Below are 401 nucleotides of genomic sequence, written 5' to 3' on the forward strand. Positions count from 1 at the left end.
GTCGTCGTAGGTGAAGAGTTGGCTGTCGGCGGCTGTGGTGCCGGTGGCGGCGGTCATGGATTTGAGGCGGCTGGCCGCGTCGTAGCCGTAGGTGATCTTGCGGGTGGTGACCGGGTCGGTGGCGGTTTCCAGGCGGCCCGCGGTGTCCCAGGTGAAGGTGGCAGTGCCGGCCGCGTCGACCCGTTGGGTGGGGTTGCCGAGGCCGTCGTAGGCGTAGCTCGTCTGGGTCGACGTGCCGCGTTTGACCGCCAGGGGGAGGGTGCGGTCGTTGTAGTCGACGGTCAGGTCGCCGATCGTGGTCTGGCGGCTGGCCAGGTCGTAGCCGAAGGTGCGTTCGGCGCTGGCGGCGTCCCCTCCGCCGCCGGTCTCCTTGGTGAGGCGGCCCAGATGGTCGAAGGTGC

The 401-nt window shown here is 70.1% G+C and carries 1 protein-coding gene; it reads right to left on the reverse strand.

The genetic code is table 11. From position 1 onward, the window contains the following. A partial coding sequence (locus CXR44_RS34960) for a hypothetical protein (protein ID WP_180903856.1) occupies window positions 1-401 on the reverse strand: 401 nt, incomplete at both ends.

The organism is Nonomuraea indica (assembly GCF_002850745.1).
Classification (GTDB): domain Bacteria; phylum Actinomycetota; class Actinomycetes; order Streptosporangiales; family Streptosporangiaceae; genus Nonomuraea; species Nonomuraea indica.